The organism is Candidatus Allofournierella excrementigallinarum (assembly GCF_944388085.1).
In the GTDB taxonomy this organism is placed as follows: Bacteria; Bacillota; Clostridia; order Oscillospirales; family Ruminococcaceae; genus Allofournierella_A; species Allofournierella_A excrementigallinarum.
In genome coordinates this window covers 1-8,421 of sequence record NZ_CALXHK010000071.1, presented here as the reverse complement: position 1 = coordinate 8,421, position 8,421 = coordinate 1, and the positions used below count along the sequence as shown (strand labels likewise).

10 protein-coding genes and 1 riboswitch are annotated in these 8,421 nt (G+C 68.5%); of the genes, 9 read left to right on the top strand and 1 reads right to left on the bottom strand.

Features of this window, described 5'->3' with window-relative positions; all coding sequences use genetic code 11:
- From ACH2AT_RS10205 to ACH2AT_RS10165, 9 genes are all read left to right on the top strand, one after another.
- Positions 1-823 (top strand): uroporphyrinogen decarboxylase family protein (locus tag ACH2AT_RS10205; RefSeq protein WP_394965773.1); only part of this gene is annotated, 823 nt, incomplete at its 5' end.
- Positions 820-1,380, top strand: coding sequence for a DUF2284 domain-containing protein (locus ACH2AT_RS10200; protein ID WP_394965771.1), 561 nt, complete (start codon positions 820-822; stop codon positions 1,378-1,380). The genes ACH2AT_RS10205 and ACH2AT_RS10200, both read left to right, overlap by 4 nt.
- Before the next feature lie 8 nt (positions 1,381-1,388).
- Positions 1,389-2,879, top strand: a complete 1,491-nt coding sequence (locus ACH2AT_RS10195) for an ASKHA domain-containing protein (protein ID WP_394965769.1) — start codon at positions 1,389-1,391, stop codon at positions 2,877-2,879.
- Between the two features lie 100 nt (positions 2,880-2,979).
- Positions 2,980-3,124: riboswitch (adenosylcobalamin (AdoCbl) riboswitch) on the top strand.
- Positions 3,125-3,192: 68 nt separating this feature from the next.
- Entirely contained in the window at positions 3,193-4,158 is a 966-nt protein-coding gene (locus ACH2AT_RS10190) for an ABC transporter substrate-binding protein (RefSeq protein WP_394965768.1), read from the top strand.
- A 4-nt stretch (positions 4,159-4,162) separates the two neighbouring features.
- Positions 4,163-5,185 carry a FecCD family ABC transporter permease gene (locus tag ACH2AT_RS10185; protein WP_394965766.1) on the top strand — a complete coding sequence of 341 codons (1,023 nt, stop codon included), beginning with the start codon at positions 4,163-4,165 and terminating at the stop codon, positions 5,183-5,185.
- A gap of 3 nt (positions 5,186-5,188) precedes the next feature.
- Positions 5,189-5,953, top strand: coding sequence for an ABC transporter ATP-binding protein (locus ACH2AT_RS10180; RefSeq protein WP_394965764.1), 765 nt, complete (start codon positions 5,189-5,191; stop codon positions 5,951-5,953).
- Positions 5,950-6,477 (top strand): hypothetical protein, encoded by a 528-nt coding sequence (locus tag ACH2AT_RS10175; protein WP_394965762.1) that lies wholly within the window; start codon positions 5,950-5,952, stop codon positions 6,475-6,477. The genes ACH2AT_RS10180 and ACH2AT_RS10175 overlap by 4 nt, the downstream gene beginning before the upstream one ends.
- Positions 6,478-6,482: 5 nt before the next feature.
- Positions 6,483-6,824, top strand: a complete 342-nt coding sequence (locus ACH2AT_RS10170; protein WP_394965760.1) for a hypothetical protein — start codon at positions 6,483-6,485, stop codon at positions 6,822-6,824.
- Complete coding sequence (locus ACH2AT_RS10165) at positions 6,754-7,248, top strand: ATP-binding protein (RefSeq protein WP_394965758.1); 495 nt, start codon at positions 6,754-6,756, stop codon at positions 7,246-7,248. Before ACH2AT_RS10170 ends, ACH2AT_RS10165 begins: the two co-directional genes overlap by 71 nt.
- 37 nt (positions 7,249-7,285) lie before the next feature.
- Here the strand turns inward: ACH2AT_RS10165 and ACH2AT_RS10160 are convergent, their stop codons facing one another.
- Positions 7,286-8,338, bottom strand: a complete 1,053-nt coding sequence (locus tag ACH2AT_RS10160) for a uroporphyrinogen decarboxylase family protein (RefSeq protein WP_394965756.1) — start codon at positions 8,336-8,338, stop codon at positions 7,286-7,288.
- Positions 8,339-8,421 lie beyond the last annotated feature (83 nt).

The following is an 8,421-nucleotide window of genomic DNA, read 5'->3' as shown; positions in this document are numbered from 1 at the left end:
GAGCCTGATGGGCCTTTCGGTGGAGGCCGAGTGCTTCGGTTCCGGGATCCGTGTGTCCGACGAGGAAGTGCCCACCGTGGTGGGCAGCATCGTTGCCGACGAGACGCAGGCCCGGGCGCTGGAAGTGCCCGCCGTGGGCGCGGGCCGCACCGGCCTGTGCGTGGAGGTCATCCGCAAGGCGGCGGGGCGCATCACCGACCGGCCGGTCTTTGTCGGGGCCATCGGCCCCTTCTCTTTGGCCGCGCGCCTGATGGACGTGACCGAGGCGATGGTGCTGTGCTACGACGAGCCGGACATGGTGCACATCCTGCTGGAAAAATCCACACGCTTTATCACCGATTACTGCCGCGCCTTCAAAGAGGCGGGCGCGAACGGCGTGGTCATCGCCGAGCCGGTGGCCGGGCTGCTGAGCCCCGCGCTGGAGGAGGAGTTCTCCGCGCCCTATGTCAAGCAGATCGTAAACGCCGTGCAGGACGATTCCTTCCTGGTGATCTACCACAACTGCGGCGGGGCGGTCATCCGTCAGATCGACTCCATCCTCTCCACCGGGGCCGCCGCCTACCATTTCGGCAACGCCATCGACATGGCCGAAATGATGCCCCACATCCCCGCCCACGCCGTGGCCATGGGCAACGTGGACCCGGCGGGCGAGTTCCGGGGCGGCACCCCCGCGTCCATCCGCGCCGCCACCTGGAAGGTGATGGAGGCCTGCCGGGAATACCCCAACTTCGTCATCTCCTCCGGCTGCGACATCCCGCCCCTTTCCCGCTGGGAGAACATCGACGCGTTCTTCGCCGCGGTGGCGGAGTTCTACGCGCGATGAGCGGCGGGTGGAAGGAAGCGCTGCGCCTGCGGGTGCTGGAAGAGGGCGCGTTCCGGGCAGCCTTTGTGCCGGTGGCGGACATCCGCTTCGACCGGGCTTTCCGGGACGTGTGCGCTGCCAACGCCTGCGGCAACTACGGCCGCTGCTGGATGTGCCCGCCGGACGTGGGCGGCATCGACGAGATGATGGCCGAGGCCCAAAGCTACGACACGGCGCTGGTCTATCAGACGGTGGACCCGCTGGAAGACAGCTTCGATTTTGAGGGCATGATGGACGCCGCCGCCCGCAGCAGCCGGCTGAGCCAGAAACTCACCGGCATTTTGCGAGAAGGGGCTTTCCCCCGCTGGCTGCAGCTGGGGGCCGGAGGCTGCCATGTGTGCCAGGTGTGCGCCAGGCGCACGAATGAGCCCTGCCGCCACCCGGACCTGGCCCTGGCCTCGCTGGAGACCTACGGCGTGGACGTGTCCAAACTGGCCGAGGCGGCCGGCATGAAATACATCAACGGGCAGAACACCGTCACCTTTTTCGGGGCGGTGCTGTTCGGCAAAGGAGAGTGAGGGCGGCCATGGTCACCATCACCGTCAACGGCACAGCCTGCCGCGCCGAGGCCGGCGCCCGGCTGTTGGACTGCCTGCCGGCCCACGCGGCCCCCGAGGCCCCCTGCGGCGGGGCGGGGCGCTGCGGCAAGTGCCGGGTGGCGGCCCGGGGTGTTTTGAGCGAGCCCTCCCCCGAGGAGCTGCGCGCCCTTTCGGCCGAGGAGCTGGCCCGGGGGGTGCGCCTTGCCTGCTGCGCCCGGGCGCTGGGCGACTGCGAAGTGCTCACCGGCACAGACGCCCCCGCCTTTATCCTGGGCGAAAGCGAGGCCCTGCCCGCCCCCGCGCCCATGTTCCGCCGGGCGGGCGCGGCGGTGGACGTGGGCACCACCACCCTGGCCGCCTGCCTCTACGGCCCGGACGGCGCGCTGCTGGCCCAGGCCGGCAAAATGAACCCCCAGCGGCGCTGGGGCGCGGACGTCATCAGCCGCATCGAGGCCTCCCGCCGGGGCGAGGGCGAAGAACTGGCCCGCGCCGTGCGGCAGGGCATCAACGAACTGCTGGCGGAAATGTACGCCAAGGCGGGCCTTTCCGCCGGCGCGCCGGACGCCCTTGTCGTCACCGGCAACACCGCCATGCTCTATCTGCTCACCGGCTCCGACCCGGACTGCCTGGCCCACGCGCCCTTTGAGGCCGGCCGGCTGTTCGGCGAGACGCTCGCCGGCGCGGACCTGGGCCTTTGCTGCCCCGGCGCGGCGGTGTATCTGCCCCGGTGCATCTCCGCCTTTGTGGGGGCGGACACCGCCACCGCCCTGCTGGCCGCCGGCCTGACCGGGCGGCGCGGCGTGCATCTGCTGGCGGACATCGGCACCAACGGCGAGATCGTTTTGTGGGACGGGCGTCAGCTCTCCTGCTGCTCCACCGCCGCCGGCCCCGCCTTTGAGGGGGCGGGCCTTTCCATGGGCATGCCCGGGAAAGCGGGCGCGGTGGACCACGTCACGGTAAAAGGCGGCGCGCTTTCGGCCCATGTGCTGGGCGGGGGCGAGGCCGAGGGCATCTGCGGCAGCGGCGTGGTGGACGCGCTGGCCTGCCTGCTGGCCACCGGCGGCCTGGACGAGAGCGGCCTGCTGGACCCGGAGCCCGCGCCCGTCTGCGGCAAGGTGCAGCTGACCCAGAAGGACGTGCGGGCGGTGCAGCTGGCCAAGAGCGCCGTGGCGGCGGGCCTCGCCACCCTGACGCAGACCGCCGGGCTGGGCTTTGACCGGGTGGAAAGCCTTTCCATCGCCGGGGGCTTCGGCAGCTATCTGGACGTGAAAAGCGCCGGGGCCATCGGCCTCATCCCGAAGGTGCTGGTGCCCCGCACCCGCATTTTGGGCAACGCGGCTTTGCGGGGCGCGGCGATGCTGCTGCTGAACAGCGGCCTGCATGCCCCCTGCGAGGAGACCGCCCGCAGGGCCGTCACCATAGACCTTGCCTCCAGCAAGGTGTTCTTTTCGGCCTACACCGGCTGCATGTTCTTCTGAAAAGCGCCGGGGCGCTTGACGCGGCGTCCCGCTGCTTTTATAATGAGGGCACGCGGCATTTTGCCGCGCACACAAAACCGAGAGCAAAATCAAAGTACACTTTCGCATAAACGGGCAGGCATTGTTCAGAGAAGCCGGGTGAGAATCCCGCACGGTCCCGCCGCCGTGATGCGCGCTGCGCGCGCTGAGTCGGATCGCTGAGCCTGCTTTGGGTACACTTCACGATGGATGAATTGGACTGTTTTTCAGCAAATGTCACCCTTTCGTGTGTGGAAGGGTGATTTGTTTTTGCCGGAAAACAGGAGGTAATTCCATGAAAAAGCTTCTCAGCCTCATCCTCGCGCTGGCGCTGGCCGCCAGCGCCGCGGGCTGCGCCGCCCAGCCGGCCTCCGGCTCCGCTTCCGCGCCCGCCCCGTCCTCGTCCGTTTCGGCCCCGGCCGCCGGAAAGCCCGGCACCGACCCCAGCGGCGCTGAGGTGAACATCCCCGACGAGATCGGCTCCGTTGTGGTGCTGGCTCCGTCCATCGCCGAGACGCTGGTGGCCCTGGGCTGCGGCGAGCTCATCGTGGGCTACGACACCCAGAGCGCAGGGCTTGCGGGCCTGCCCGAGGGCGTGCCCACCTTCGACCTGATGCAGCCGGACATGGAGCAGCTGGCGGCCCTCAAGCCGGACGTGCTGTTCGTTTCCAACATGACCCTGTATGACCAGTCGAACCCCTACCAGCAGCTGATGGACCTGGGCGTCTGCGTGCTGTGCGTGCCCACCGCCGGCAGCATCGCCGCCATCCAGGAGGACATCGCCTTCATCGCCGCCGCCATGGGCAAAAGCGCCGAGGGCGACGCCCTGCTGGCGGACATGCAGGCCGAGCTGGACCGCATCGCCGCCATCGGCGCCGCCGTGACCGACAAGAAAAGCGTCTACTTTGAGATCGGCGCCGCCCCCAGCATGTACAGCTTCGGCGGCGGCGTGTTCCTGAACGAGATGATCGAGCTCATCGGCGCCGAGAACATCCTGGCCGGCCAGGAGGGCTGGCTGGCCGTGGAGGCGGAGACCATCGTGGCCGCCGACCCGGACGTCATCCTCACCAACGTGAACTACATCGACGACCCCGTGGCCGAGATCCTGGGCCGCAGCGGCTGGGAAGGCATGAGCGCCGTGCAGAACGGGCAGGTGTTCTATATCGACAACATGGCCTCCTCCCTGTCCAACCAGAACATCGTGAAGGCGCTGGACCAGATGGCAAAGGCCGTCTATCCCGAGCTGTTCAGCGCGGAATAAGGCCATGAAGACAGCGGCTAAAATGTCGGTGCTGGCCGCTGCCGCCCTCGCCGCCCTCATCCTGGGCGTCGGGGTCGGCAGCGTCTTTATCCCCCCCGGCGAAGTGTGCGCCATCCTCGCCCACTTCTTCTTCGGTGCGCCCCTGCCCGAGGGCATCGACCCGGTCTACCCCAGCCTTGTGTTCAACCTGCGGCTGCCCCGGGTGCTGATGGCCTTCCTCACCGGGGCGGGGCTGGCGGTCAGCGGCACGGTGATGCAGTCGGTGCTGCGCAACCCCCTGGCCTCCCCCTTCGGGCTGGGCGTTTCCGCCGGGGCGGGCCTGGGCGCCGCGCTGGTCATCGTGGCGGGGGCGTCCTCGGGCCTGTTGGGGGCCTTCCTGCTGCCCGTGGTGAGCCTCGCCTTCGCGCTGGTCACCGTGGTGCTGGTGGTGGGCTTTGCCACCCGGCTGGACCGCAGCCTCTCCAACACCACCATCGTGCTCACCGGCATGGTGGCCTCGCTGTTTCTGAACGCCATCATGAACCTGCTTTCCACCCTGTCCCCCCTTTACGCCCAGCAGATCAGCCTGTGGACGCTGGGCAGTTTTTCCTCCAAGGAGTGGAGCCAGGCGGCAGTGCTGGCCCCGGTGACCCTTTTGTGCACTCTGTTCTTCCTGCGCTTTTCCCGCGAGATGGACGTGATGACCTTCGGCGAGGAGCAGGCCCAGGCCATGGGCGTTGCCCTGCGGCGGATGAAATGGGTGCTCATCGGGGCCATCGCGGTGCTCACCGGCACCGCCACCGCCTTTGTGGGCATCATCGGCTTTGTGGACCTCATCGCGCCCCATGTGGTGCGGCGGTTCTTCGGCGCGGCCCACCGGCGGGTCATCCCGGCGGCGGCGCTCTTCGGCAGCGCTTTCATGGTGCTGTGCGATTTGGCGGCCCGCACCCTCATGCCGCCCCGGGAGATCCCCATCGGCTCCATCACGGCGCTGATCGGCGCGCCCTTTTTCATCTATGTCTATTTTGCCGGGCGAAGGAGGCGGTGACCTGTGCTTAAAGCGGAACATCTCGCCTGCGGCTACGGCGGCGAGCCGGTGGTGAAGGGCCTCTCCTTCGAGGTGCCCGCCGGGGGGCGGCTGTGCGTCCTGGGGCCCAACGGCTGCGGCAAGACCACGCTGCTGCGGGCGCTGGCGGGCCTGCTGCCCCACGGGGGCAGCGTGTCGGTGGCGGGCCGGGACCTTGCCTCCATGCCCCGCCGGCAGGCGGCCCGGACCGTGGCCCTGCTGAGCCAGACCAGCAGCGTGTATTTTTCCTATACTGTCTATGAAACGGTGCTGATGGGGCGCTACGCCCACCAGGCGGGGGGCGCTTTTTCCGGCCCGGGGCCGGAGGACAAACGCATCGCCCTGGAGTGCATGGAGCGCACCGGCGTGGCCCATCTGCGTCACAAGCTGGTGACCGAGCTTTCGGGCGGGCAGCTGCAGCGGGTGTTTCTGGCCCGCACCTTTGCCCAGTGCCCGCAGGTCATCCTGCTGGACGAGCCCACCAACCATCTGGACCTGAAATACCAGGTGGAGCTGGTGCAGGAACTGAAGGACTGGGCCGCCGGGGAGGGCCGCTGCGTGGTGGGGGTGCTCCACGACGTGAACCTGGCGCTGGACCTGGCCGACCTCTTCCTGTTCATGGAGGAGGGGCGGGCGGTGTACTTCGGCCCCGCGGCGCAGTTTGACCCGGCGGCGCTGAACCGGGTGTATCAGATGGATGTGGGCGGCTACATGCGCCGTTCGCTGACGCGATGGGAGGAACTGAAATGAGCCTGTACCGAAGCCCCTACGAGGCCTACCCCTTTTTGTGCGACGCGGGCGAGGACCTGCGCTGCGACTTTGAGCTGCTCACCGACGAGATGGCCAGCCGCACCGGCCTGCTGCGCTCGCTGGTGAAGGACGGGGCCCTGAAGGCGGAACTGCTGTGGGTGTGCGAGCTCATCTACCACATGAACCCCACCCTGCGCACCCGCCTCACCGTCACCGAAGAGGAGTGCGCCCGCCTGCTGGAGCTGGCCGCCGGCTGGAAGGAGCGCTGCGGCGGGCGGTGCAAGCTGTTCGTGCTGACCCAGGGGTGCGAGGCCGCCTGCACCGCCCACCTTCTGCGGGTGCAGGGCAAGCAGCTGGTGCGCCTCATCTACCGCTGGGCGGAAAAGGGCCACGACGTGCCCGGCCGCCTGCTGGACCTGGCGAACCTGCTTTCGGGCTACTTTTTCTATCTGGCCCTCCACCTCAACGAGGCGGAAGGGGTGGAGGAAGTGCCCTACGTCAGCCGCAACTACCCCGCCCGGTGAGCGCCATGGGACAGAAAGCGAAAACCCTGATGGTGCTGGGCACCGCCTCCGGCGTGGGCAAAAGCACGCTGGTCACGGGGCTCTGCCGGCTTATGCGCCGGCGGGGGCTGCGGGCGGCCCCCTTCAAGGCCCAGAACATCTCCGACAACGCCCACCTTCTGCCCGACGGGCGGCGGATGGCCCGCAGCCAGGCCATCGCGGCGGCGGCCTGCGGCCTTGCCCCCGAGCCGGACATGAACCCGGTGCTGCTCATCCCCCGCCGAGGTGCTGGCGGAGGTGGAGCGGTCGGCGGGCGCGCCGGTGCGCCTCATCCGCACCACCGGCCCGGAGTACGCCGCCGCCTTTGAGGCGGCGCTGGCCGAAGAAAAGGCGCGGGGGGCCGAGGCCTGCGTCTTTGGCGACATCGACATCCAGGGCCATCTGGACTGGGGCGCCGGGCGCTGCCGCGCCGCGGGCCTTGCGGCCTGCTTCCCCCTGTGGCAGGAGGATCGCCTGGCGCTGGCGAAGGAGTGCCTTGCCAGCGGTTTCAAACCCATCGTCACGGTGGTAGACACCCGCCGCCTGCCCGCCGGTTTCGCCGGGCGGCCCCTCACCGAAGAACTTCTGGGCGAGATGGCAAAGCGGGGGGCGGACCCCTGCGGCGAAAACGGCGAATACCACACCTTCGTGCCCGAAGGGCCCATCTTCGCCCGGCCCATCCCGGTGGCCGCAGGCCCGGCGCAGCTGGTGGACGGCTACGCGGTGGCCCCGCTGGCCCTTAAAAAAGCATGAAAAAGGGCATCCCCGCCGGGGATGCCCTTTTTTGCGCTCAATAGCCGCCGAACTCCTTCACCGCCGAGAGGAAGGCCTCGATGTTCTCCCAGGGCACTTCCGGCTCCAGCATGTGGGTGGGGGCGATGGTCAGCCCGCCGCCCCGGCCCACCGTCTCGATCATCCGGCGCACGGTCTCCCGCACCTCGCCGGGGGTGCCGAAGGGCATCACCGTCTGGGTGCCCACCGTGCCCAGGAAGGACAGCCGGTCGCCGTAAAGCTCCTTGACCTTCACCGGGTCCATGCACTCCGGCTGCACCGGGTTGAGCACCTCCACCCCGATCTCGATGAGCTCGGGGATGATCTCGTCGATGACCCCGTCGGAGTGGTACATCGCGATGACGTCCGGGTTTTCCTCCTTCGCGGCGGCGATGGTGGCGGCGGTGGCGGGCTTGACCCAGCGCCGCCAGACCTCCCGGCTCATCATCAGCGACCGCTGGCTGCCCACGTCGTCGCCAAACACCACCATGTCCACCCCGCAGCGGGCCGCCCGCCGGGCGATCTCGCACTGGATGCGGCACATCTTGCCCATGCAGGCGGCGGCCATCTCCTCGTCGGTCAAAAAGTCCATCAGCATGTTCTCCAGCCCCCGCAGGTACCAGGCCGGCTCGAACACCTGCACCGCAAAGTAGGCGGCGGCCCGGCCCTCGCCGTGGGCTTTCTCCACCTGCCGGGCCACATCCGCCCACCGCGCCCCGTTCAGCACGTCGGGGAAGGGGTAGGCCTCCACCTCCTCGGGGGTGGTGAACTGGGCCATGGGGGAGTAAAAATGGGTGAAGTGGGCCACGCTGCCCCGCTTGTGCCCCACGCCCCACTCGTCGATGAAGCTCAGCTCGGCGGCGTTTTTGTGGTAGGCGGTGTAGTCCGGCATCACCGCCGGCGACGGCAGCTCCACATACTGCACCGGCATGTCAAAGGCCTGCACCACGTCGTCGGTGCCGCAGCGGCGCAGCAGCTGTGCCTTCAGCGAATCGCAGAAGGAAAACTGAAAAGGCACCCGCTCGCAGGGCTGGCGGCGCATGGCCGCCAGAAAATTTTCCCGATGGGTCATCGTGACCGCTCCTATTACAATAAATTTGGACAGGAAAGCCGTGCAGCCAGTCCGGCTTTCCTTCCATCTCGTGCCTAAGCTAC